We start from the raw sequence: 23,309 nt of genomic DNA on the forward strand, positions 1-23,309 counted from the left end.
TTTCCTGGATTGGCGGGGAGCTTTAGACCCTTGAATAACCCGTTTATCCCTCCGGTAAATTACTGAGGAGATAACGGCGGGGAGAGGATGACCATGCGTAAACGAACGAGGAACGGGAACTCCGGATTGCTGTCGAGACTCAGTTTTCCTATTTTCGCGCTAATCGTCGCCATCATCGCTTTTTTCGCCACGGCGGCCAGTTACATCCTTATTCGGGTGCAGAATGACCATACCCACAACATGGCGGATCAGTCGATGAAATTCGTCTACAGGAACATATGGTATCAATTCGATACGATGAATAACATGGCGGCTTTCATTTTATCCAATCCGTCCATAGAAAACCTTCTGGAAAGCGGTCACAAGGAAACCTATGAGGCGGTCGACGACTATTTCGCCTTGCAGACGAATTTGGAGAATTTGTCCTTGTTGTCCTTGCTCAACGATTTCGGTTCCCGCAGCATAGCCAAAAAGTCTTACGTCGTGTCCATCGCGCTGGAGCCGGAAAGCGGATTATACGCGATGGCTACGGATCGCTTCGACCCGACGACGGGCATCTATAAATACGAAGACCTGCAAGATCAGGAGTGGTATCGCAGCCTAAACCGCGGGGTGCGGCAGACCGAGTGGTGGGGGCAAAGAACGGGACAATCCAATGACTCTATGATCTATTCGGCCAGAACGAAGACGAGCATCAAAGATGGCCGGAGCATCGGCACCGTAATCGTGGGCGCAGATACCGGAAGCATACGAAGCGTGTTCGAGAATGCGCAACTGGAGAAGGGTTACCATCTCTTGCTGGACGAAAGCGATCGGGTCATCTTCAGCGAGCGTTACAACTTCCTCGAATCTGTGGTGAATGTTCCGTATGTGCGCGCGCTGGAAGGCGCATCGGGGTCATTGGTTACGAGAATCGACGGCGAACAGCATCGGGTCATGTTCGAGACGTTCGTGAATGGATGGAAGCTGTTGACGGTCGTTCCGGAAAGCCATTTCAACCAATATACGTTCGCCATATCGGCAATTGGCGCCGCAACGGCCATCGCGGCGTTGCTTATCGCGGGTTTCATTCTGCGGAGGATCGTCGTGCGGGTCACCGTTCCGATCACGCGGTTAGTTTCCGCCATGCAGCGACCGGAGGTTTTGGAATTCAAGGAGTCGCTTCCGGAGCAAAATTCGGGCATTTACGAAGTGGATGAGTTGGGCCAGAAATTCGCGGCGATGCTTGTCACCCTGCACGGGCTGATCGAGAAGTCCTTCGCCGAAGAGATGGAACGCCGCCAACTGCAGTTGGAACTGCTGCATGCCCAGATTAACCCGCATTTTCTATACAACACCTTGGATTTGATCAATTGCCGCGCCATTATGGCGGGTGATCGGGAAGCGAGCGAGATTGTCCGCGCCTTAGCCAACGTCTTTCGCCATAGCTTGAATCGGGGAGAAGCTTGGATTTCCTTGGAGGATGAGTTTAAGCAGGTCGATGCCTATCTCCGGATTCAACAGATGATGATGGACAATTTGCACGTGGATTTACGCGTTCCGGATGATCTCTTATCCGCCAGTATCGTACACCTTACGCTGCAGCCGCTCGTGGAAAACGCGATTATACACGGTTTTGCGGACCGTACGTCCGATTGTTGGATAACCATTTCCGCCCGGCTTAAAGGTAGAGTACTTGTATTGAGCGTCGAAGACAACGGACGAGGATGCGATCCGGTCCGGATGAACCGCATGCTCCGGGAGCATCCGGGAAGCGAGCTTGATGGCAAAGCCGGCGGGGTGAGATCCGGCTACGGAACGTTAAACGTTCATCGAAGAATTCAACTGCATTGCGGAGAAGCATTCGGCTTGAAATATGTGGATACCGACGAGGGTACCCGAGTCGAAGTCGTGTTGCCCTATCGACAACAGGTTGGGTTGCGAAACGCGGAGGTGTTAGCGAATGTATAAGTTGCTTATAGCCGAGGACGTGAAAACCGTTCGCGAAACGTTGGTGCGATCCATTCCTTGGCAGTCGTTAGGCATTACGTTGCTCGGCGCCGTCCATAACGGCGAAGAAGCGTTGGCCTGGCTTGATGAAGAGGAGCCGGACCTGCTATTGACCGACATCGGGATGCCCAAGATGAACGGTTTAGAGCTGATAGAGGCTGCTCAAGCCCGCAAGCCGGATATTCGCTGCATCATTTTATCCGGGTTGAACGAGTTTGAGTATGCGAGGCAAGCGATCAAGCTTCATGTGCTGGACTATGTCCTGAAGCCGATCGACCCGGGTGAGATCGAGAAGGTGTTAGCGCGCGCGGTGGAGTCGTTGCGCAAAGAACGGGAGGAACTCAAGGAGCTGGCTTTTGCGGGGCAGGTGTCCAAGGATAAGCTTCCGCATTTATCGGAGCTGCTGCTTCCCGGGGATTTGTCCGGAAACTTAAAGAAGAAGAAGCTGGTCGAACAAGCCGTCCGCTATGTGAAGGAACAATATATGCGCAGGGAATTGGCACTTTCGGACGTGGCAGCCGCGGTCGGTTTAAGCGATAAGTATATGAATCTGCTGGTTAAAGAAGTGACCGGCATGACGATCAACCATTTGATTATTGGACTCCGCATGGAGGAAGCGGCCCGGCTGCTGAAAGATCCGGTGAATCGAATTTATGAGATTTGCGAGCGTATCGGGTATACGGATCAGGACCATTTCCGGGAAAGCTTCAAGAAACAGTTCGGCTTGACGCCAACCGAGTATCGCAACCAGCTATTGTAGCTGGGTGAGTGGCATTTTTTCATATTAGAAAGGGGCAGTTTGATTGAGAAGGAGCGATTTGGAGGGAGCGGCGCGCCGAGTTTATCGATTTATGATGCACGGCGAGCAGGCTCAGTGGGGAAACCATGAATGGACCGATTGGGCCATGAACATCGACCGGTGGGATTGGAATTCGGGAGTGGGCATCATTGCCGTGGCGGAGTATGGGAGAGTGACCGGAGAGGAGCGGGCGATCCAAGAAGTAGCAGATTGGGTGGACAGAAATAAATGGCAATCCGATTCCGTCAAGGTCATCAATTCGATGGCGCCTTATGCGGTCTTTCCTCTGTTGTTCGATAAGAGGGGAACTCGATATTATGCGGAAAAGGCTGAGGAAATCGCCCTTTGGATGATGGAGAAGTCTCCCCGAACGAGGAATGGCGCTTTCGAGCACACCGTAACCGAGAAAGCCTCATTCCGCGAACAGATTTGGGCGGATACCGTCTTTATGGCCGTTCTATTCTTAGCCCGGGCCGCGCGGATGCTGTCGGACCGCCGAATGGCGGACGAGGCTTTGCGGCAAGTACTTCTGCACCTTCGCGCCTTGCAGGATGAAGAAACCGGATTGCTCTATCACGGTTGGAACTGCGAAGCGGGTGATTGGATGTCCGCGGCGCAATGGAACCGGGCAAACGCCTGGAATGCGTGCGGGGTTCCGATGATTCTGGAAGAATTGGCAGGCGATTTGGACGATTCCGGAATGTTGAGCGAGATTAAGGAGAGGTATCTGAAACTCGCCGTGGCACTCGCGAAACGGCAAAACGCGAGCGGGCTGTGGCCTACCGTAGTGGATCAACCCGACTATTACGAGGAAACGTCGGGGTCAGCCGGTATTGCTTATGGGCTATATAAAGCTGCCCGCATGGGGCTTGTTCCTGACTCGATGAAGGATTGCTCCGACCGGACGGTAGCGGCCGTTTTGTCGCGGATTGGCGACAACGGCGCGGTCAGCGGCGTTTCCGGGGGCACGCCGGTGCTCGAAAGCGTTGAGGCTTACAATAAGGTTCCGATCTTCCCAACCCTGTACGGGCAAGGGTTGACCTTGCTGCTGCTTACGGAAGCAATAGACTTGAGTCAGGAGCGCTGAAAGGGGGTGTTGTGTCGGAGTTTTCTAGTATGAAGCGAGATCGATCGCAGCTACAGGCTGCGGTCTTTTTTTCATAATATTCGGATTCAGAGGTGCCATCGCCGTCAGGGCAGTTTTTTGGCCTTGACGAAGCTGCAACGCTGCGCTTCCGGGCGGTGAGGGCAGTTTTTTGGCCTTGGCGAAGTCACAACGCCGCACTCAAGGTGGTGAGGGCAGTTTCTTGGCCTTGGCGAAGTTACAACGCTGCACTTCCGGAAGATGTAGGCAGTTTTATGGCCTTCGCATCATTTCGAAGTGATGGGAGGATTAATGACGGGGTATAAGCATGGTCATTCCGTCCCTGGAACGCGAATGAGTGGCCCTTTAAAACTTAGAAGATGGCCGAAGCACCTCCCAATAGTCGGAAAAAGCGACTTTGAGCAGGGAAGATGGCCGAAAAACCTCCCAATAGTCGGAATAAGCGACTTTGAGCAGAGAAGATGGTCGAAGCACCTCCCAATAGTCGGAAAAAGCGACTTTGAGCAGGGAAGATAGCCGAAAAACCTCCCAATAGTCGGAATAACCGACTTTGAGTAGAGAAGTTTCCACCTTAATGCAAAATCTCGCAATGCTCTTCTACTTTGTTTCTCCCAGATAACTCTTTGCGCGAGCTACCCCTGGCCTTATTTTCACAATATGAATCAAGTGTCCATAACCGAATTCAAAAAACGCATCCGTAACGAATGCGTTTCGATTAATGCGCTGATGGAGGACATGCGGGCACTGGCTGCTGATCAAAATTTCGTATTACTGCTTTTTGAGCGAAAAAACTGTCGGATGAAGCCCTTTTAAGCTGAGAGTCGTCTCCTTCGAGCAACTGAATTGGACCCGCTCTGCAGCGATTTGCAAAGCAGCATCCGCATCCGTTAAGCAAAGTACGCTTCCGTTCCTTTTCAACACCCGTTTCATTTCCTTGAGAACATCGCAATACAGTCCGGAAATATTTTCGTCTGCTGCGATTTGCCGGCCAAAGGGCAAGTTCGTAACTATTTTATCTATATAATCGGAATCAAGTGGCAGCTGCCGGGCATCCCAATGATGAATTCTAGCATGATTATGAGAGCCGGTATTTTCCTTAGAGACTTCCACGGCATCCTTGGACAGATCCCCGCCATCTATTTGAAAGTAAGGATAAACGAGACGTTCGGCAAGTATCGTACCTGAACCGCAGCACGGGTCAACAAAAACATCCGTCTCTTCAGGGTTCGATAACCAGACAAGAGCATGAGCGACGGTAGGACGCAAAGCGGCTTGAGAGAACTTTCTCTCCGCATTCCGATAACGAAACGAGGCATCTGTTAGCCTCAAAGCGAAAACCGCTTCATCATGATTAATATCAAGCCGAAACTCCATTTCATGTTTTCCAACAATATCGTGCCAACAACGAGAATCGCGCCGCGCAATCCCCCGAGCGGCCGCTTCAGCCGCATCAAAACGAGAGTAAGTGTGTTTCCCCATTCGACTGGCATTGACCTTATAGCTGATCATCCCGGATCGGTTCGAATATGCCCAAGACAGGTCGCACGTGTAAATTTCTTGTTCAATATTAGCTAAATGGATCTTATGGGGTCCAACCTGAAACCTATGAATCAGTCTGTAAAGGTTGTCGGCAGTCCGTAGAGCCATTAAAGCCTCTATAGGCAACTTGGATGTAAAATAAACTTTGCCTCGCTCTAAGCTTTGAAACTTTGCGTCAGCAATTTTAACTCGAATCTCATTCCTCAGAACGTATTCCAGCCCCGGTAATACTGTTGCAAAATAATGCGCCATTTCTTTATTGCTCCTTCGTATTTTGATATTTGGGCATAAAAAAACACGAATGAACAAAAGTCCATTCGCGTCTCTTATGCGCACAAACAAGGCACCCTTTTTTGAAAGGTACGCCTCAGAAAAGAGAGTGATTGAATATTCCGTTCTTTGACAGTCGAAGGCATGCAGAAATCAGAGGAAACAGAACCCTGAACGATAGGTCTCGGGTTTCTCTCATGCCTTTCGCGTTATTCAGTTGGTTGTTAACTGATAACGACTGTCAAAAATACGGCCATAATCAAAGCACTAATCCCTCCATCAATACGAATGCTCACATTGTATACCACTATAAGAGTATTCTCAACCTTTTACTTGCTGATAGTGGAGAGCAATAAGACCTGAACGAAGCGTTCTGGAATCTAAAAGCTTAAGATTAATCTTATCCTTGAGGTCATTAAACACGGTTATTCCGCTGCCTAAAATAACAGGACTAATCGTAAGCCGATATTCATCGATTAAACCCAACTCAATAAAAGTTCGCGCAATGCTTGGACTGCCAAATATGACAAGGTCCTTCCCGGGTTGCTGTTTCAGTTTCGCGATTTCTTCTGCAATATTTGCTTTAATCAACGTTGTATGACTCGACTCAACTCTGTCCAAACTTCTGGAAATTACGATTTTTTCAATTTTCTCGTACCAATTAGCATGATCGATGTCGCGTTTACTGCTTGATGGATTGTTAGGCACAGTGGGCCAGTAACTTTCCATCAGTTCAAAAGTTACGCGTCCATATATGGGTGAACCTACCGTACTTACTACCTCGTCCGCATAATTCATCGATTCTTCATCGTATGGAATCCAATTCAATTCTCCTTTTGGTCCTGCTGCGTAACCATCAAGCGATAAGTGCATGAACAAAACTACTTTTCTCATTTTCATTCTCCTTTAGTTTGGATAGTTTCATTTCATGGTTCACTCTTATAGACACAGCAAAACGATAATTTCTATCACAAGGAAGAAATTAATTTTTCGACGGGTTAAAGTCCGACTCTTTCGATCGCTTCACGTATTCCCGCGGACTTAGACCGTAACTTTTGCGGAACAGAGCGGCGAAATGGTTATAGTTGTTGAAACCAACATCCAGTGAGGCATCGGTGGCAGTTCTGCCCATATGCTCCATCAGCAAGGCGGCTTGCCTGAGCCTCATCTGGTTAAGGTGCTCTACCACCGATTCGCCCATTTCTTGCTTGAACAGGTGGGATAGCCTGGATGAGGACAAACCTACGGCTTTGGCCAAATCGTCGATGCGGATTTCTTCTTTCATGGACCGGGTCAGCAGTTGGAGCGTGTGTTCGATTCTCGGATCGATTTTTTTGTCCAACCGCTGCGCGATCAGAAGCAGAATTTCCCGCAGCGAGTTCTCGCAGAGCGCGTTCCAGAAGCTGGATCGGTCCCAGGAGTCGTGGAGAAGGTTCTGAAACGTACGATACACCCTTTTCCGCAAATATCCGTCCGGAAGCGTATGGAGGAGCACTTCTTCGTTAGGCAAATAATCGATTTCCGATAGTTTCTGAAAATGTGCCCAGACGAAATTCCAGCGGTGTCCCGGCATCGTGCCGTACTCATGCGGAACTCCGGAACGAAGCAGTCCGATTTGCCCGGCGCCGCAGCGTCTCTCCCCCGTCGAAGTGCGGAAATAGCCTTCTCCGCTAAGCGTATATACGATGAGCCAGTCACTCATGCCTTTCGGTCTGCGGACGCGGTAAGCATCATTTTCGTCGAAGTGCCCTCCGAATACGGGGACGTTCGGAAATTCGGAATATTCTTCTGGACGGTTAAAAAAAGGCATGGAAAACCTCCGCTCATTGATGGCTTATAGCATAATCCCACTACTTTATAGCCATTATCTTACTTCATCTAACATACGGAATGTTTTATTCTGATGTCAAGGAATAAGAACTTTATTAGAGGAGCGTTCGCATATGAGCACACCGCTGAAGGCATTGACGAATGAGCAGCTAGCCCACTTTGAGAGAGAAGGGTACGTAATCGTAAAAGGTCTTTTCTCGCAAGAAGATTTGCAAACGATTGAAAATACATTCGAGGAAATAAGCCATATGAAGGTGCCGGGACATTTCGAGCCCGAACTGGGAGGGGAAACGGATGATCCGCTGAAGAGATATCCCCGCGTCATGCATCCGCATCGCTTCAACGAAACGGCAATGAAGTACATGCTTCACAAGCCGGTTCTAGAGGCACTGGCCGATCTGTACGGGGAAGAAGCGCTGGCTGCGCAAAGCATGTTTTACTATAAACCCCCGGGCTCGCGCGGTCAGGCGCTGCATCAAGACAACTTTTATTTGCAGGTGGAGCCGGGCAACTGTATCGCCGCATGGACGGCGGTCGACGCTGCAACCGAAGAGAACGGCGGTTTGCTGGTCGTTCCGAAGACGGGGGATTTTGCTCTCACTTGCCCGGACGTGGCGGATTCGAACGAATCGTTCACGACCCATTACGTTAAGCCGCCGAAAGATGAAAAAGCGATTCCGGCCATCATGGACAAAGGAGACGTGCTATTCTTCAACGGTAATCTGATCCATGGATCATATCGGAACAAGACGAAGGATCAATTCCGGCGCGCCTTCATTTGTCATTATGCTAATGCTTCCGCTACCCATATCAGCAATCACTATCGGCCATTGTTTCGGCAAGACGGTACAGCCGTCGATCTGGAGGTCAATCCCGATGGCGGTCCTTGCGGGGTAGAATTCGATATGGCTTATCCTCATTAAATGATCAAAATACATCATTTACCATCTGCGGAGGCATACTAGGGTCAGACTAGAGCTAAAGCAGGTGCGTATTCAATGGATTCCGTCGTATTGGCAAGGTCGCTGTTCGGTACCTCGATGGCTTTTCACATTATTTTCGCGACGCTTGGGGTCGGCGTTCCTTTTATGATCGTGTTCGCGGAGATTTGCGCAGGGGTGACGAAAAATCCGGACTATTCCGTCATGGCGAAGCGTTGGACAAAGGCGCAGGCTATCCTTCTCGGCGTAGCCATTCCGTCCGGAACGATCGTCGGAGTTATGCTGTCGTTGCTGTGGCCGGGTTTCATGCAGATCGTCGGCCAAGTCATCGCGGTTCCTTTTCAAATCGAGATCTGGGCCTTCTTCCTGGAAGCTTTGTTTATGTCCATCTACATCTACGCGGCAGATCGCTTATCCCGCAAGATGCGCGTATTAAGCGTGATCATGGTGTCGCTGGGCTCAGCCGCATCGGCGGTTCTGATTACTAACGTGCATGCCTGGATGAACACGCCGACTGGCTTTCGCCTTGCAGCGGATGGCCAAATAACGGATATCCACCCGCTGAAGGCCGTGTTTAACCCTAGCTTCGGCGTTACCGCCACCCATGTCGTAGCCTCCGCCTTTATGACGGGGGCTTTTTGCGTGGGGTCGATTGCTGCTTACAAGCTGCTGAAGAAAAATAAAACGGAGCGCGAGCGGGAATATCACCGGAAAAGTCTGCATTTAGCGTTGGTTGTAGGCTTGGTTTGCTCCTTGGCTACCGCCGTTAACGGACACTTCACCGCGCAGATGCTCCATCAATACTTGCCGCTTAAACTTGCCGCCGCGGAAGGCTTGTTCGATACGACCTCACACGCCCCGCTTGAGATTTTCGGTAGCACGAATGTAGAAAAGCAGACTGTCACCGGAGGCATCACGATTCCATGGGCGCTAAGCTTCCTCGCGACCGACCGCTTCGACGGCGTCGTTCGGGGACTTAACGATTTTCCCCGTGAACTTTGGCCGCCGCTGTTCATCCATACGCTGTTTAATCTCATGGTTATGATCGGCAGCTTCTTGATCGCTCTGTCCATGGGCGCGATGTTCATTAGGTTTGCGCTTAAACGGGCATATCCGAGATGGCTGCTGTGGATTGTCGTTGCCGGCGGGCCTTTGTCCGTTGTCGGTATCGAGACGGGGTGGATTTTCAGCTGCACGGGAAGGCAACCTTGGGTGATCAGCGGCGTGCAGAAAACGGCGGATGCGGCAACCCTATCGCAGGATATCGGGGTGCTGTTCGGTTTGTTCATCGGATTATATGTGCTGCTAATGTTCATTACCATTGGAGTAATGCGCTATTATTTCAAGCGTAAGCCAGTCGCTCGCGAGCTTGCCGCAACGGAAGGGAAGTAAGAGGAATGGATAATGCGACGTTGGCGATTTCGATTTTGTGGGCTTTCATATTTGCGTACGCTATACTCGGGTCCGTGGATTTCGGCGCGGGGTTCTGGGCGCTCATGTTCGACCGCAGATCGGGGACGAGGGCGGCGCAGATCGCGAATCGTTACCTGTCGCCGTCTTGGGAAGTAACCAATGTGTTTCTTGTGCTCATCGCCGTGGCGCTGGTCGGTTTTTTCCCGCGAGCGGCTTTCTGGTTCGGTTCATTGCTGCTATTGCCCGTCAGCCTGGTGTTGCTGCTTCTCGCGATTCGCAGCAGCTTCATGGTGTACAGCTATTCTACGAAACGCTTCAGCAGGCCGCTGCGCTGGGTTTCCGGGTTGACCGGCGTTCTTATTCCCGGCTTGCTGCTTAGCGTCTTGCCGATTTCCTTGGGCGGTTTCGTCGAAGTCTCGGAAAACGGACATCCTGCTTTACTGTTTGGCAAGCTGCTGACAAGCTCAACCGAATATGCTCATCTAGCCTTCGGAATTTCCTCTGAGCTGTTCCTGGCGGCGCTCTTCCTGTCTGATTACGCGCATGAAGCCGAGGAAACGTCGACATACCTCATTTATCGCAAAATAGCGATTCTAATAGGCCCGTTAACGTTGTTGACCGCCGTATTAGCCACCTACTCGATGGCACCCGAAGCTAGCTGGATCGTGGATCGCATCGGAGAGCAATGGCCATGGTTTCTCGCTTCGATCGTTTCCTTTGCCATCGGTTATGGAGCGCTCTGGATCAAGCGCAAGCAAGGCGCTCCCGGGCGCCCGCGGGTAGCCGTCACCTTCGTCATCGGACAATATTTTCTCGCTAGCGTCGGCTACGGCATGGCCCATCTTCCATATATCGTATATCCCGACTTAACTGTTGGGGACGCTATTACGAATGACGCCGCATTCCGCTCGCTGCTCGTCTCTTATGCGATCGGCGTTGCCGTCTTGGCTCCCGGCTTCTACCTTTTCTGGCGGTTGTTCCTTAAAGACAAGAGATATATATCCCACAGGGATCACTAATCCGGATATCGCCGTCTGCAGCATCGTTTCTTATGTAAATCGTAGAAATTTCATATGCGCGGCGAATGAAAATAAACATCGTACCGTCTCTCCGAACGCTGGAGGGTAGGTGCGGTGTTTTTTACAACATATCGAAGTTTTGTTCAATGAAATGAGGGGGAGGCTCCCGTACAATAAGTTTAGTAACCGCTTTCATTTCCCTTCCTACAGGAGGACAAAGATTTGAATACTAGAATACACACGGACTCTTTAGTCCGTTTCGAACCCGATTCTATGTCCGTTAACGGGCAAAGCGTTATTGTACTCTGTGCCTCATTGTTTTATTTCCGGATTCCAAGAGCCCTTTGGAGACACAGGATGGAGCAGCTCAAGGCAATTGGCTACAACGCCATCGACGTCTATTTTCCTTGGAATTATCACGAGCTTGCGGAAGGGGAATGGAGCTTCGAAGGGGAGCGGGACGCCGAGGCTTTCTTAAAGACTGCCAAGGAAGCCGGATTATGGGTGGTCGCCAGACCTGGTCCTTATATTTGCTCGGAGTGGGATGGAGGCGCTTTGCCCGCGTATCTTCTCGCCAAAGACAACATGAAGCTGCGTGACAACGACGCAGCGTTCCTGCAATATACGGCCAACTGGTTTGACCGGATCCTCCCGATTCTGAGAAGCTTTCAGATCGATAACGGCGGCACCGTAATTGCCGTGCAGCTAGAGAACGAGCTCGATTTCTACGATTGCTCCGATCCCCATGGATATATCTCGGCCCTGAGGGTTATGGCGAGAGGGCATGGCTTGACCGTTCCGCTCATTGCTTGCGCGGGGCAAGGAGGTTTGTTCGGCGCATCCGGTTACGCGGAAGGAGTCGTGCCGACCTGCAACTTCTATCCGGATGACCGCGATCCGGAATTCGAAGCGAAAGTATTAGCTTATAAAAATGAGTTGGGACAGAGAGGGTATCCTCTGCTCGTAACGGAAACGAACCGCAGCCACTTTCTTCTTCGGCGCCTGCTGTCTTGCGGAGTTAAGCTGCTCGGACCGTACCTCCAGGTGTCGGGAACGGATTTCGGATTTACGAACGCTACGAACAATTGGGGACAGCCGCTTGCTTTCATGACTTCCGATTATGACTTCGGCGGCATGATTTCGCCCGAAGGCCATATTCGGGAAGAAGCTTACGAGGGAAGGCTGCTTCGCCGAATATTGAATGTTTACGGCAGCGCGCTTGCCGAAGCGAAACCGGCGCCTGCAAACAACGGTCCATACCGGTTGGAACTAGTCGGTGGCGGCAATCTCGTCTTCCTCACTAACGTCGAGCAAGGCCGTTGCAGCATCTTGCCCGAGCGAGTACCGCTTCACGCATGGGGAATCGAGGGTACGATCGACTATTCGACCGGGGAATTGACGGATGCCTTTCAGGGATCAGATCGGACGATTCTCGTCCTTCATGCGGAGAATGAAGGGAAGATTGCCTTACGATTCGAATCCGGGGCAAGTTCGATTATGCCGGACGGAATGGCGGTAGAGGAAGAGGAAGATGGCAAGCTCGTTACTCTTACCTTTGACAGTAATGAGGAAAGCCGTTGCAGGATAGGTTTTCCGAATGATCGTTCTCTTGAGATCTTATTGATGAGCCGATCCAAGGCGCTTCTGATTGAATCGATAGAAGAGATAGATGGTGCTATCCGCTACGGAGCCCTTAAAAACTCCCCGGCGATGGATTCTAGTGACGTAGCGATTGAATGGTCCTCCGCTGCGCTGGAGCCAGAGGTTCCAATGACGGCCTGCAACAAAATCCCTCTAGCGCAGGCCGATTTCTTGGAGCTGCATGGCATTTACCGCGGATACGCTTGGTACGAAGTGAATACCGGCACAGCGGACCTTGCCGAAGCGGATGCAATGGGCATTCTGGTCCGACAAGGAAGCGATGTCGTCTCCGTTTACACCGACGGGGAATATGCGGGAACGATAACTCCCGGCGGGGCAAGTAGGTATATTCCATTTGCCAATACGAGGCACATAAGTCGTCTGTCGGCCCGCACGGAAATATGGGGCCACACCAATTTCGACGACGTCAGGCTGCCGGCGCTTCGATTAAGCGCGATGAAAGGAATCAAAGATCTCGTCACGGTACTGAACAGAAGGGATATTACCGGCAACTGGCGTTTCCATCGCGGTGCATCTCCTACCCCTGAACCCGGTTTGACGGATGTCGACCACCCGGATTACACGTGGCCGATCGTCGGCTTCGGAGGGTGGTTGTCGCCCAATATTCATGCTTACGAGTATTACCGGAAATCGTTCTCCACCCTTGCAACCGCAAATTCGTGGACGCTGCATTTCGACGGATTGCAGGCGCTTGTTCATGTATTTATCAATGGAAGCCAAGCTGCCCTTGTAAGTCCGATTGATCCATTTCTAGATATCACGCAATGGATAATCGCAGGAGAGCGGAAGCAACAGGTAACGTTGCTGCTTGAACGTCCGCTAGGCCTTCCAACCGGAAAAGTGATCCTCTTGGAAGGGCGCTCGGCAACCGATTGGCAATTGTCGTCGGCAGCAGAAGAAGCTTTGTTAGAGCATGCGGAGGCACAACGTCATATGAAATCTCCAACCCTGCTGCCTTATGAGTTGGAGTCCGGCGGAGTTGCCTGGTTATACGCGAGCTTGTTCGACTCGAACAACGGGCAGGGCTGGCGAATTACGGTCGACGGCGCGAACGTCAAACTATCCGTGTTCTTTAACGAACGGTTGATCGGTCGTTTGTGGCTTCCGGGAGGCGAAGCCCGTCCGGCGATGAGGGGCGGAAGCCCGGACTCGTTTTACTTGCCGGGACCTTGGTTTAAGCAAGAGGCGAACGAACTGAAGGTATTGCTCGAAGCGGTCGAATATGGGCAACCGGGGACGATACGGTCATTCCGTTTCCTTCCAGTATGACGCGATGCGATTACCTGAGACTATCCGAAAAAAGGAGGGCACCGAATGAGCACCACGATAGCGACGGAGAAAGCCGTATATACCGGATTGGCTAAACCGAGATCCCGACTCCGTACATTACGCTCCAACAAGACGCTGCTGTTCATGTGCATGCCTGCTATCCTGTTTTTTCTCATCTTCGCTTACTTGCCCATGCCGGGCCTCTATCTTGCGTTCATTAAATACAACTACACCGACGGCATTTTCAAGAGCACCTTTGTCCATTGGGACAACTTCCGCTTTCTCGTCATGACGGGAGACTTGTGGCGGCTCACTTACAATACGATCGCTTATAATCTCGGTTTTATCCTGATCGGCAACGCCTTGCAAATTCTCGTCGCCATTCTCCTGAACGAGCTGCGTCTGAAATGGTTCAAGAAGCTGACGCAGACGCTCATGTTTCTTCCTTACTTCATCTCGTTCGTCCTAATCGGACTAATCGCCTACAACATCCTAAGCTACGATTACGGCTTGCTGAACGGCATATTGAAATCGCTGGGGGCCGACCCGGTCAAAACCTATTCCAACCCGCACATCTGGCCTTTAATCATCATTATTACTTATTTATGGCAGTCTACGGGATATGGCTCGATCATTTATTTCGCGGCCATCATGGGACTCGATTCGGAGATCGTGGAGGCGGCCGAAATCGACGGGGCCAACGCGCTGCAGCGTATTCGCTACATCGTATTGCCTTGGCTTAAACCGACCTTTATTATCCTGTTGCTGTTCTCGCTTGGCAGCGTACTTCGGGGCAACTTCGGCCTGTTCTATAACCTGGTCGGCGCGAACAACACGTCCCTCTATGCCACGACTGACATCATCGAGACTTACGTATTTCGATCGCTGCTGAACAATTTCAACTTCTCGATGGGGAGCGCGGTCAGTTTGTACCAGTCCGTATTCGGCTTCTTCGTTATTATTAGCGCGAACTGGCTGGTCAAGAAGCTGTCGCCGGACAACTCTTTGTTCTGATTCGACCCAATAATCACCTAAAGAAGGAGGGACGACAATTGTTAACTACGCGCAGGAAAATTCGCACCGACTTATCGTCCATGCTCGTGAGAACGGTCGGATATTCGTTTATCGGTTTGTTCTCACTCTGCTGCCTGTTGCCGTTTCTGCTCATCGTCGGTACTTCGCTCACTTCCGAGGGATCGATCGCGAGATCGGGCTTTAATTTCTGGCCGCGGGAATTCAGCAGCTTCGCCTATCGGATCGTTTTCGAGAATCCGGATCTCATCATTGGTTCCTACTGGGTTACGATCGGCATCACATTGGCGGGAACGGCAGCCGGATTGTTCCTTGTCGCGATGACGGGTTACGCCTTGCAACGCCCCGATTTTCAGTACCGGAACGGGATTTCCTTCCTCATCTACTTCACGACTCTGTTCTCGGGCGGACTCGTCCCATTTTACCTTCTTATAACTCAATACTTGAATTTGCGGGACAATTATCTCGCCGTGCTGCTTCCGGGGCTTATGACTCCGTTCCTGATCATTATGATGAAAAGCTTCGTTCGTTCCATTCCTCATGCCATCACCGAATCCGCCAAAATCGACGGTGCCGGCGACTTTACGATATTTATACGGCTCATTCTGCCAATGACGACGCCGGCCCTCGCCACGATCGGTTTGTTCATCGCGATCGGCTATTGGAACGAATGGTACCATTCCATGCTTTTCCTATCTCCGGATATGAAATATCGCCCGCTGCAATTGTTTCTCTATACGGTCATCACCAGCGCCGACTTCATCAAGAACTCCGCGGCTGCTTCCAATGTGGAGCTGAGAGATTTGCCGCTCGAATCGATGAAAATGGCCACCGCCGTAGTTGCGACAGGACCTGTCATTCTCTTCTATCCGTTCGTTCAGCGTTATTTTATCAAAGGAATTACGGTTGGGGCTGTTAAAGGTTAGTGCCTTAAATGGAAGTTGAAGCTGATGTGCCTAAGGTCGCGTTACCTTGCGATCTTCTCACATAGAGGACATTTATCGTCCATCCAATCGATACACTGGGGAGGCAATTAGGTATGTCGAAGGTCAAGAAGATTTCCACGCTGCTGCTCGCGATCATCCTGATCATTGCACTTGCGGCATGTTCCGGAAACAAGAACGCAGGCAACGCAGGCAACGCGGACGTTTCGGGCAGCAGCAAAGGGGACGACGGGACGAATCAATCGGCGGATGCCGGGGACATCGATACGTCCAAGTTCGTGAAAATCAGTTACGTCATCCTCGGCGATAAGCCGAAGAACGGGCAATTCGATGCCGCGCTTGCTGAAGTCAACAAAATCATGAAGGAAAAGATCAACGCCGAGCTAGAGTGGAAATGGGTGGAGTGGGCCGATTGGCAAACGAAGTATAATCTCCTCCTCGCATCCGGGGAAGCGGTAGACTTGATTACGATCGGAACCGACTGGCTGGATACGTGGGGCAATGCGCAGAGAGGCGCTTTCAAGAATCTGGACGACCTTCTGCCGAAATACGCGCCGCAAACATGGGAATCCATCCCTAAGGAAGATTGGGCGCAAAGCAAATATAACGGCAAAATTGTCCTCATTCCCGAGAACGACTATACCCAATGGGTAAATCACGGCTTCTACTATCGCGGCGATTGGGCGAAGGAAGCGGGCATTACCGAACCGATCAAGGATTGGGACGGGATGGAGAAGTACATGCAATTCATCAAGGACAACAAGAAAGGCGTCGTTCCTTGGGATACAACGGGCGGCACGAGCACCTTCGGCGGCTGGGTTCAGGCGAATACCCATAACCTGGAGCTTCCGATCTTCACCGGTTATCTGCCTGTATTCGCAACGAAAAGCTATGACGAGAAATATACGGTCGTAAGCCCCGTATTCGACGATACGATGGTCGCCTTCGCAACGAAAATGAAGAGTTGGGCGGATAAAGGGTTCTGGCGCGAAGACGTGCTCAACTACAAAGGCGATACACGAACATTGCTCAAAGGCGGGCTTACCGGCGTAGACCAGCATCACACTCAGACGTTCAGCGGCTTACGCGTGGATATGGATCGCGAGCAGCCGGGCTCCGAGCTTCAGATGTACCCGTTCTCGAGAACGAACAATAACCTGTTGGAATTATCCATTACCCACGGCGGCACGTCGCTCGGCGCGCATAGCAAAAATCCAGAACGCGCCTTGATGGCTTACGATATTATCCGTAACGACGAGAAGGTTTACCATTTGCTTAACTATGGTATCGAAGGCGTTCAATACGAGATCAAAGACGGCAAACGCGTTCGTCCGGCAAGCTACGATCCTAAGAAAAACGAGTTCTACTCGGACTTCTGGGGCGGTCGCGTCGACAAATTCGAAATCGTCAGCGACACGACTTGGGATCAGATCGAAGAAACGCTGTATGCCGAATATGACAGAATCAAGAAACCGTATCCGTATGGCCAGTTCGTCTTCGACAAAACGCCGATCGAAGCGGAAATCACCGCTATATCCCAGGTGACGGGAGAGATGGGTCCGGCGATCACGTACGGGAAAGCGGGCGATCCGGTTAAAGCGGTCGAAGAGTTCCGCAATAAGCTGAAGGCGGCGGGTTACGATAAGGTGCTTGCCGAGCTTCAGCGGCAGATGGATGCCTATAAGAAACAGATCGAAGGTTAATAGGATCAACGTCCTAGCGTCCCGCTGGCATAAAATGCTGCCTCATTTGAGGCGGCATTTTGCGCTAGGCAAGAGGGTTGAGGGCAGCGATGTGGTATATTTGTTGTAAGCGCTTCAATAAAATGATAGCAGTGGCGGTGACGGTATTGAAAAATCGTTTGCGGACGGCGGCAGCGGCTATATTCAAAGGAAGCGCGTGTTTGCTGATTATAGGTTTGACAGGCTGCGGTTGGATCGGCGACCAGTTCGGCGGACATGCGAAGCCCTCTGCCGATTCCTATAAGGAAGCGACCGTCAAATTGACCTGGTATCATCATTTCCGCGAAGAAGGCGCCCGCAAATGGCTGGAAATCGGGACGAGTCGGTATACCGAGAAACATCCGAACGTGACTTTCGAGATCATCGCGGCGGATGCGAACACCTATGCGAGCACGCTTCATAATTTGGCGGCCGTCGAGAAAATGCCGGATATCTATATGACGGACAGCATTCAAGCGGAGCAAGAATTCATCGATGCGGGTTATGCCGCGGAGTTAACCGGCAAATCGTTGCTCGCCGGAATGAAGGGCGACGCCTTGAAAGGCGTGCGAACGCCGGACGGCCGGGTGTGGGCGTTGCCGATCGACCGGAACGGGGTCGGCGTATTTTACAATAAAGCGGCTTTTGCCAAGGCCGGCGTTCGCGGAGTTCCCGAGACGTGGAGCGAGTTTCTCGCCGTATGCGAACGGCTGAAGCGAGCGGGCATCCAGCCGATAGCTGCAGGTTACAAAGACATATGGACGCTGAACGCGGATATTCAGCCGGACATATTAGCAAGCGGAATCGGCACGCCTGACTGGATTCGGAATATTGAAGCCGGAAAAGCGACTTTTGCCGAGGACAAGGGCGGTTTCAAGGGCGTTCTGAAACGTCTGGCCGAACGGTTCGCATACGTAGGCGACGATCCGTTCAGCACCGGATGGAGCGATGCGCTGCGTATGCTCGCCAGCGGCCAAGCGGCAATGATCTTAAACGGAACGTGGACGGTGGATGGAGTTCGATCCGAGAATCCGGATGCCAATATTGGAATGTTTGCCTTTCCTAGCTCCGACAATCCGGCAAATACGAAATTCGCCATGAAGACGACCGGCGGAATCGTCATTAATCCGAAATCGCGGCATCCAGACATCGCGATGGACGTCGTGAAGTTCTTTGCTACGCCAGAGATGGCCGTCGTATTCCAAGACAATAAGAAGGGCATCTCGATCGTTGCCGATGCCCCCATCGATTTCGATCCGGCCTATGTAGAGCTAGACCAGCTATACATAAAGCCGGGACGAACGTTCGATTACTCGATGTTTTATCCGGAAGTCGTCAATCAGGAGCTTCTCGCTGCCTACCAGAATGAGATTACGTTATTTCTCTATGATCCTAGGCACGACATAGAGAAATGCATTCGGGCGCTCGACGAGTCGTTTAATCGGATTCGCCCGATGGTCAAATGACATTTTGGATAAGGGGAATGGCCATGCGATTGCTGGAAAGTCTTAATCCGATGAAGCGAATGAGGAATTTCCGGATTCGCACGAAAATTTTGCTGTCCAACATTTTCATTATCTTGCTGCTTGCCCTTGCCATCGGAAGCGCGGCAACGCTTGCGTCCAGGCATTATATCGAAGCCAATACCCGCGAGCTCTCGCTTAACGTTATCGACCAATTTTCCAAAAACGTCGACAACAGGGTCGAAGAGTTCGTGAATGCCACCGTGTTCCTGCTGAATGATAAGCTTCTGACCCAAATCGTATCGGAACGAAACGGCCCCCTTACGGAGACGAGCTATCCTTCGGCTTACACGCGGGTATCCAACCTGCTTTTTCAATACGGGAACAACAACCCCTACATCAACGCGATCACGATCCGCAACGGCGCGGGACGATTATTCTGGTGGGAGCGTTCCTATTCCGCAGCCAGCGGACTTAATACGACTAAAGTTCAGCAAATTTCCGACTCGGCATTAGGAGAACTTCGCAGAGGCAACCAGGGCATCGTCTGGTCGGCATCGCTAAGAGGAACGGACGAAGTCGCGCTGACTCGTTATTACATCGATATTAACCATGTTAACAACAACTTCGGCATCATTGTTTTTCATATCGACCGGGATTATTTCAGAAGCCTGCTCTCGGACGGATCCATCATTCATACGGATAATCTGGTTATCCTGAACGGGCAAGGCAAACCTTTGATCGAAGGACGATTCGGACAGTCGTCTTCCACGATCGAGGAACTCGCGGCGGTAATCGGGGATGGGGCCGACTCCAGCGTCGGAAAAGTCATTCGGGTTAATGGGGAGAAGGCGCTTCTGACCCAATACCGGTCGGCGGATACGGGCTGGAATATCCTATGTTTCATTCCGATGAACCGGTTGTTAGCGGGAACCCGCATTCTTGAAACGCTCATTATCGGAGTATGCGTCCTCTTTATTTTCGTCGCGATTGTCGTCGCTTTCTGGTTTTCTATCGGCACTACCCGCGACATCAAGCTGCTCGAGAGGACGATGCGACGCGTAGAAGACGGGGATTTCAACGTGAAGGCGACGCCAGCCGGACGTGACGAAATAGGCATGCTGGCGGTCCGATTCAATATGATGGTGTCTCGGATCAATGAGCTGATTACGAGCGTATATGCCGAACGGCTGGCGAAGCAGAAGGCGGAATATTCCGTTCTCCTGGCGCAGATCAATCCGCATTTTCTCTATAACACGCTTGGCACGATCCGGTGGTTCTCGCGGAGCCGGGGACAGCCGGAAATCGAACGAATGGTCGGCGCGCTGACGGGGCTGCTGAAATCTTCGATTCGTAAAACGGGTGAGTTTCACCGGCTGTCGGAGGAAATGGAGGATGTTCGCAATTATATTTATATCCAGCAAATCGGTTACGGGGACGCATTCAAAGTGGAATATGGAGTCGATGAAACATTGACGGAAGGGTTAGTGCCGCGATTTATCGTGCAGCCGCTTGTAGAGAACGCGATCATGCACGGCTTGGAAATGTCCAAGGGCACCGGGCTCATTCGGATATCGGCTTCGGTCGTTAAGGGCGTTCTTCATGTGGCCGTGGAGGATAATGGAATCGGAATGGATCCAGCGAAAGCTTCCGTACTGCTGACCGAGGATAGGGAGAAGAGATATCCCGGCCTTAACAGCATAGGCGTTCGCAACGTGCATGAAAGGATTCGGTCCCATTACGGGGAAAAATACGGTTTAACTTTCGAAACGGCCGCGGGCGATGGGACAAAAGCGGTCATTCGGCTGCCTTACTATACGAGCTTGGAAGAGGTGGATCGGGATGTCGTATAAAGCGATGATCGTTGAGGATAATGCCATTTACCGCTACGCGATCAAGACGATAATCGATTGGTCGGCTTATGGATTCGACCTGGCCGCCGAAGCGATAAACGGCAAACAAGCGCTTCAGATTCTGGAGCACCAGCGTTTCGACCTCATTCTGACCGATGTCAGCATGCCCGAGATGAACGGCATCGATCTCATTCAGGCCATCAAGCGCCGAACGCCGGATACCGTCGTCGTCATGCTTAGCTCATACGATGATTTTCGCTTCGTTAAAGATTCTTTGAAACTCGGAGCCCGGGATTATTTACTAAAGCATGACTTAGAACCGGAATCGCTGCTTCAGATGCTCGGTCAAGTGAAGGAATGGCTGGAACAGCAAAGGAGCGAGTTGGAGCAGCAGACGGCGAGCCAACTGGAGGCCGAGTCGCAGTTCATGAAACGAATCATGCTCGGGGAGGGGGAATGGGAGGATAGCGATGGCATGCTCCGGCTGGCGGAAGAACGCAAATTCACCTTGTGCCAATCTCCTTATATGCTCTTGTCTGTACAGATTACGGAACCATCCTGTGCGGAAAAAGGCATAGTCGGCAGCTTAGCGGCAGTCGTGGAAAATGGGGTGAACGGAGTGGAAGGAACGGGAGAAAGGGTTGTTCCGATTTCCATCTCATCAAGTAAATTCGTTGTTGCGATCGGCTTCCATCGATGCAGGAGCGAGGCGGATATGCGGATTGCCGCCTATGATTTGGCCAGCCGGCTAATAACTGTCGCTAGATCGGCCAACCGGAACGCATCCGCTGGAATGAGCGGAATCGGCGCAGGTTTGTCCGAATTGAAGGGCAGCTTCGAGCAAGCGGAGGCTGCGTTGTTTCAGACCGCATACGAAAGGTGGAATCGGGTTTACGCGGCGGAAAGTTATTCAACGGACGTGAATAACCTCGACTCCGAATACGCGCATAGGTGGATGACGGCCCTTAAGCATGGGGATTCAACGAGCATGGAAGCCGCCTTGGAGGAGCTTTTCCTTCATGTTCGAAAGGTAAAGCCCGGCAAGCCCAAGCTTAGGAAGCTGCTGTTCGACGTATTCGCGGCGATCGGCGTTCAAGCCGGGGAACTGAGGCTCGGCGAGGCTATGACGAAGGATTGGGATGCGGCGGTGCAGGAAGCGCTGGAGAGGATGGATTCGCCGGAACTTCTCTTTGAATGGGTCATGTCGAGCTGCTCCAAGCTATTAGGGATGAAAAGCCCTAACCGGCTTTACCGCAAGGAAATCCAACTCGCGATCGACTATATCCACGCGCATTATATGGAACAATTAACGGTAGCCGCTTTATCGAAAGAACTGAATTTCAGCGCGAATTACTTGTCCAATCTGTTCCGTTCAGAGACGGGGATGCGCTTTATCGAATATGTGAACCGCGTCCGCATGGACACGGCCAAACGGCTGCTGCGCGATTCGCGGCTTAAAGTATACGAAGTCGCGGAAAAGGTCGGTTACCAGGACACTTCTTATTTCTGCAAAGTGTTCAAGGAGGTTACGGGGTTAACCGTGTCCATGTTTCGCGGTAGCGGGCAGGGGTCATACCGGTTGTAAGCTTAAATTGACGGTGGAACCGTTTCAGATCGTAAATCCCGACCCGGGAGGCAATGTCCGCCACGGTAAGGGAAGCGAGTGCGGGATCGGCCAGCAGCCGACAGCTGCGGTCGATCCTTTCCTTGTGCAATAAGGCGGTGAAGGACAGTCCGGTGCGTTCGCTTAAGTTGCGTTGAAGCTGTCGTTCTCCGATGCCGATTTGCTGGGCAATGGCGGATAAAGTCAGCTTATCATGCAGGTGCTCCCGTATATGCCGATAGACGATTTCCAATCTTTCGGCGACCGGGTCTCCCGTCTCGGCCTCTGGACTCATCGCTCGTTCCATCCCGATAAGAAGCTGAAGGAGCAAGCCGCACAGCATCGTTTCGTAGCCCGTTTTCTTATTCTCGAACTCCTTAAGCAAAGACTCGAACAAATGACCGAATTCGCCGGACCTCTCGCGCATTTGAATCCAGTTGCCCGTCTCGGCGCTGATCTGGCGGAACCGGTAAAGTCCGTACTCGACAGGCAACGTCGACGTCAGAAAACGAAATATCGTTTCGTCGAAAATGCAATTTCCGATAATGAGCGGCTCCTTAGGGTTGTGGGAGGATGGGCGAAAAATATGAGAAACGCCGACGGGGAGAAAAAACAAGTCTCCTTGAGTCACGCGAATCGTCCGGTCTTCGATGTAGTGAAAGCCGCTTCCCGCCCATACGTAACAGATTTCAATGAAATCATGCTCATGCTCCGGCAAGTCGAATCGCTCGCTGACCCGATTAACGTACAAGGACAATCCGTTCGAGAAAAACTGCTCTCCCTTTTCGATCATCGGATTTTGTTTGCGCATGTTTTCGTATCCTCTCTCGTGTTTCGTTGAAGTCATCATATACCTA

The 23,309-nt window shown here is 51.6% G+C and carries 17 protein-coding genes; 13 read left to right on the forward strand and 4 right to left on the reverse strand.

Annotation, left to right across the window (positions count from 1 at the left end; genetic code table 11):
- Nucleotides 1–93: 93 nt before the first annotated feature.
- Genes K7P76_RS02760 through K7P76_RS02770 form a run of 3 tightly spaced genes read left to right on the forward strand, consistent with a single transcriptional unit; the run spans nt 94 to nt 3,875 of the window.
- The gene (locus K7P76_RS02760) at nt 94–1,950 is read left to right on the forward strand and encodes a cache domain-containing sensor histidine kinase (protein ID WP_232182975.1); all 1,857 of its coding nucleotides are present in this window, start codon (nt 94–96) and stop codon (nt 1,948–1,950) included.
- The gene (locus tag K7P76_RS02765) at nt 1,943–2,749 is read left to right on the forward strand and encodes a response regulator transcription factor (protein ID WP_232182977.1); all 807 of its coding nucleotides are present in this window, start codon (nt 1,943–1,945) and stop codon (nt 2,747–2,749) included. The genes K7P76_RS02760 and K7P76_RS02765 overlap by 8 nt, the downstream gene beginning before the upstream one ends.
- Before the next feature lie 43 nt (nt 2,750–2,792).
- The gene (locus K7P76_RS02770) at nt 2,793–3,875 is read left to right on the forward strand and encodes a glycoside hydrolase family 88/105 protein (RefSeq protein ID WP_232182980.1); all 1,083 of its coding nucleotides are present in this window, start codon (nt 2,793–2,795) and stop codon (nt 3,873–3,875) included.
- A gap of 786 nt (nt 3,876–4,661) precedes the next feature.
- On the opposite strand, the gene K7P76_RS02775 is transcribed toward K7P76_RS02770, so the two are convergent.
- The 3 genes from K7P76_RS02775 to K7P76_RS02785 form a co-directional block, all read right to left on the reverse strand.
- Entirely contained in the window at nt 4,662–5,684 is a 1,023-nt protein-coding gene (locus K7P76_RS02775; protein ID WP_232182981.1) for a methyltransferase domain-containing protein, read from the reverse strand.
- A gap of 339 nt (nt 5,685–6,023) precedes the next feature.
- Nucleotides 6,024–6,596, reverse strand: a complete 573-nt coding sequence (locus K7P76_RS02780; RefSeq protein ID WP_232182983.1) for a dihydrofolate reductase family protein — start codon at nt 6,594–6,596, stop codon at nt 6,024–6,026.
- 88 nt (nt 6,597–6,684) lie between these two features.
- The gene (locus tag K7P76_RS02785) at nt 6,685–7,512 is read right to left on the reverse strand and encodes a helix-turn-helix domain-containing protein (RefSeq protein ID WP_232182986.1); all 828 of its coding nucleotides are present in this window, start codon (nt 7,510–7,512) and stop codon (nt 6,685–6,687) included.
- A 133-nt stretch (nt 7,513–7,645) separates the two neighbouring features.
- Here K7P76_RS02785 and K7P76_RS02790 point away from each other — a divergent pair, with 133 nt between their 5' ends.
- The 10 genes from K7P76_RS02790 (at nt 7,646) to K7P76_RS02835 (ending at nt 22,434) form a co-directional block, all read left to right on the forward strand.
- Nucleotides 7,646–8,455: a phytanoyl-CoA dioxygenase family protein gene (locus tag K7P76_RS02790; RefSeq protein ID WP_232182988.1), complete on the forward strand. Its 810-nt coding sequence runs from the start codon at nt 7,646–7,648 to the stop codon at nt 8,453–8,455.
- Between the two features lie 75 nt (nt 8,456–8,530).
- A complete protein-coding gene (locus K7P76_RS02795) occupies nt 8,531–9,865 on the forward strand; it encodes a cytochrome ubiquinol oxidase subunit I (protein ID WP_232182990.1) in 1,335 nt (444 codons plus the stop codon).
- Nucleotides 9,866–9,870: 5 nt separating this feature from the next.
- Nucleotides 9,871–10,905: a cytochrome d ubiquinol oxidase subunit II gene (locus K7P76_RS02800; RefSeq protein ID WP_232182992.1), complete on the forward strand. Its 1,035-nt coding sequence runs from the start codon at nt 9,871–9,873 to the stop codon at nt 10,903–10,905.
- Between the two features lie 273 nt (nt 10,906–11,178).
- The gene (locus tag K7P76_RS02805) at nt 11,179–13,836 is read left to right on the forward strand and encodes a beta-galactosidase (protein WP_232183430.1); all 2,658 of its coding nucleotides are present in this window, start codon (nt 11,179–11,181) and stop codon (nt 13,834–13,836) included.
- A 144-nt stretch (nt 13,837–13,980) separates the two neighbouring features.
- Entirely contained in the window at nt 13,981–14,850 is an 870-nt protein-coding gene (locus K7P76_RS02810) for an ABC transporter permease (RefSeq protein WP_232183431.1), read from the forward strand.
- Between the two features lie 80 nt (nt 14,851–14,930).
- Nucleotides 14,931–15,794, forward strand: a complete 864-nt coding sequence (locus K7P76_RS02815; protein ID WP_232183432.1) for a carbohydrate ABC transporter permease — start codon at nt 14,931–14,933, stop codon at nt 15,792–15,794.
- Nucleotides 15,795–15,907: 113 nt separating this feature from the next.
- Entirely contained in the window at nt 15,908–17,515 is a 1,608-nt protein-coding gene (locus K7P76_RS02820; protein WP_232182994.1) for an ABC transporter substrate-binding protein, read from the forward strand.
- Nucleotides 17,516–17,661: 146 nt separating this feature from the next.
- The gene (locus tag K7P76_RS02825; RefSeq protein WP_232182997.1) at nt 17,662–18,999 is read left to right on the forward strand and encodes an ABC transporter substrate-binding protein; all 1,338 of its coding nucleotides are present in this window, start codon (nt 17,662–17,664) and stop codon (nt 18,997–18,999) included.
- A gap of 23 nt (nt 19,000–19,022) precedes the next feature.
- Nucleotides 19,023–20,849: a cache domain-containing sensor histidine kinase gene (locus tag K7P76_RS02830; RefSeq protein ID WP_232183006.1), complete on the forward strand. Its 1,827-nt coding sequence runs from the start codon at nt 19,023–19,025 to the stop codon at nt 20,847–20,849.
- Nucleotides 20,839–22,434 (forward strand): response regulator transcription factor, encoded by a 1,596-nt coding sequence (locus K7P76_RS02835; RefSeq protein ID WP_232183008.1) that lies wholly within the window; start codon nt 20,839–20,841, stop codon nt 22,432–22,434. Before K7P76_RS02830 ends, K7P76_RS02835 begins: the two co-directional genes overlap by 11 nt.
- Here K7P76_RS02835 and K7P76_RS02840 read toward each other — a convergent pair.
- Nucleotides 22,376–23,302: a helix-turn-helix domain-containing protein gene (locus K7P76_RS02840; protein WP_309244723.1), complete on the reverse strand. Its 927-nt coding sequence runs from the start codon at nt 23,300–23,302 to the stop codon at nt 22,376–22,378. The two genes, K7P76_RS02835 and K7P76_RS02840, sit on opposite strands and share 59 nt — an antisense overlap.
- Between the last annotated feature and the right edge of the window lie 7 nt (nt 23,303–23,309).

The organism is Cohnella silvisoli (assembly GCF_021190915.1).
Classification (GTDB): Bacteria; Bacillota; Bacilli; order Paenibacillales; family Paenibacillaceae; genus Cohnella; species Cohnella silvisoli.

Excerpts from the sequence above, each read along its gene's own strand:
- K7P76_RS02815 (WP_232183432.1), top strand. The coding sequence starts at position 14,931 with ATGCTCGTGAGAACGGTCGGATATTCGTTTATCGGTTTGTTCTCACTC.
- K7P76_RS02795 (WP_232182990.1), top strand. The coding sequence starts at position 8,531 with ATGGATTCCGTCGTATTGGCAAGGTCGCTGTTCGGTACCTCGATGGCT.
- K7P76_RS02790 (WP_232182988.1), top strand. The coding sequence starts at position 7,646 with ATGAGCACACCGCTGAAGGCATTGACGAATGAGCAGCTAGCCCACTTT.
- K7P76_RS02820 (WP_232182994.1), top strand. The coding sequence starts at position 15,908 with ATGTCGAAGGTCAAGAAGATTTCCACGCTGCTGCTCGCGATCATCCTG.
- K7P76_RS02805 (WP_232183430.1), top strand. The coding sequence starts at position 11,179 with ATGTCCGTTAACGGGCAAAGCGTTATTGTACTCTGTGCCTCATTGTTT.
- K7P76_RS02760 (WP_232182975.1), top strand. The coding sequence starts at position 94 with ATGCGTAAACGAACGAGGAACGGGAACTCCGGATTGCTGTCGAGACTC.
- K7P76_RS02765 (WP_232182977.1), top strand. The coding sequence starts at position 1,943 with ATGTATAAGTTGCTTATAGCCGAGGACGTGAAAACCGTTCGCGAAACG.
- K7P76_RS02835 (WP_232183008.1), top strand. The coding sequence starts at position 20,839 with ATGTCGTATAAAGCGATGATCGTTGAGGATAATGCCATTTACCGCTAC.
- K7P76_RS02775 (WP_232182981.1), bottom strand. The coding sequence starts at position 5,684 with ATGGCGCATTATTTTGCAACAGTATTACCGGGGCTGGAATACGTTCTG.
- K7P76_RS02800 (WP_232182992.1), top strand. The coding sequence starts at position 9,871 with ATGGATAATGCGACGTTGGCGATTTCGATTTTGTGGGCTTTCATATTT.
- K7P76_RS02830 (WP_232183006.1), top strand. The coding sequence starts at position 19,023 with ATGCGATTGCTGGAAAGTCTTAATCCGATGAAGCGAATGAGGAATTTC.
- K7P76_RS02810 (WP_232183431.1), top strand. The coding sequence starts at position 13,981 with ATGTGCATGCCTGCTATCCTGTTTTTTCTCATCTTCGCTTACTTGCCC.
- K7P76_RS02780 (WP_232182983.1), bottom strand. The coding sequence starts at position 6,596 with ATGAGAAAAGTAGTTTTGTTCATGCACTTATCGCTTGATGGTTACGCA.
- K7P76_RS02785 (WP_232182986.1), bottom strand. The coding sequence starts at position 7,512 with ATGCCTTTTTTTAACCGTCCAGAAGAATATTCCGAATTTCCGAACGTC.
- K7P76_RS02840 (WP_309244723.1), bottom strand. The coding sequence starts at position 23,302 with ATGATGACTTCAACGAAACACGAGAGAGGATACGAAAACATGCGCAAA.